At 59.6% G+C, this 1,109-nt stretch carries 1 protein-coding gene; it reads right to left on the bottom strand.

All coding sequences use genetic code 11. From position 1 onward, the window contains the following. Positions 1 to 1,109, bottom strand: a 1,109-nt coding sequence (locus AACY31_RS28745; protein WP_339505657.1) for a toxin TcdB middle/N-terminal domain-containing protein, incomplete at both ends; no start/stop codon positions are given.

Below are 1,109 nucleotides of genomic sequence, written 5' to 3'. Positions count from 1 at the left end.
GGCTCATCATTGATGTTCCTGCGCCGGGCATAGGCGACGGTTACTTCATGGATCAGCCCGCCATAACGATCCCAGGCCAGGCTGATACGGTGGTGGCACAGCGGGTCGTCCGGTAGGCGCTCGTAGGTATAGGCAATCGATTCCAGTTCCAGTGGTTGCATTCGGCAATAGGGTTGGTAATCGCCGCGTCCTTCCCATAAACGCACGGCAAAGCGCGATTGCTGTACCGAGTAGGGACGGGCCTGCCATGGGTCGTCGGCGTCCAGACCGAATACCTCGACCCGCAGCGGCATGCCGGCCAGGGCGTAGGCCATGTCGTGCCCGGTATCGTCGTCAGCGTTGCTGATGATTTCGTCCGGCAGGTCGTCTTTCGGTGCCAGCAGCAATGCCCTGCCTAGGGGCTGCGCGGCGCTGTCCGAGGCGTCGTAATCCAGGCCCGGTAGATCGGGGGTACGACCGGTATGGAACCAACTCTTGCGCAGCACCGGCGCGGTAAAACCGGCCTGTCGCTGTTCGTCACCAGCGATTTCGCTGTCATTTTGCAACACCAGGCCAAAGCCACGAAACTCGCGCTCCTGGCCGTCATAAAAGCCTTGGCGATACTCGAAACGTTGGGTCAACTGGTTGCCGGTGATTTCATCCAGCTGGGTTTGCCGTGATACCAGCGGCATCGGAAACGGTACATAGCTGGCAATTTCCGTGTTCGTTACCCGCAGTTCCTGTTTCTCATCCAGCCATTCCTGGGCCGAGCTGCGGTAGAACACTTCGCCGATGGCGCCCATATTGTTGTTTGTCCGGTGCAGCAGATACGGTTTGGCCTCGACAAAATCGCAGCGCCAGTGCCGTGGCTTCATATGTGGAACGGTCAGCACCAGGCTCGAACAACCCAGCCCCTGCAAGTCGGCGGCGCTCACTTGGCATAACCGGTCGTAACGCACGCCCGTCGGCCAGGGCAAAATCTGCGCGTGGGTTTCAAAGCCCATGCCGGTGCGGTTCATGTAGATCTCGGCATGGTCGCTGGTGAGGTAGATCAGGTCAGCGGCACCGGAGCCGTCCAGGTCGGCCAGCAAGATTCGTGAGGCATCGAAAGACTTGTAAGTGTAAGGCAA

The organism is Pseudomonas sp. RL_105y_Pfl2_101 (assembly GCF_963970585.1).
Lineage (GTDB): Bacteria > Pseudomonadota > Gammaproteobacteria > Pseudomonadales > Pseudomonadaceae > Aquipseudomonas.
This window is presented reverse-complemented; position numbering and strand designations above follow the sequence as displayed.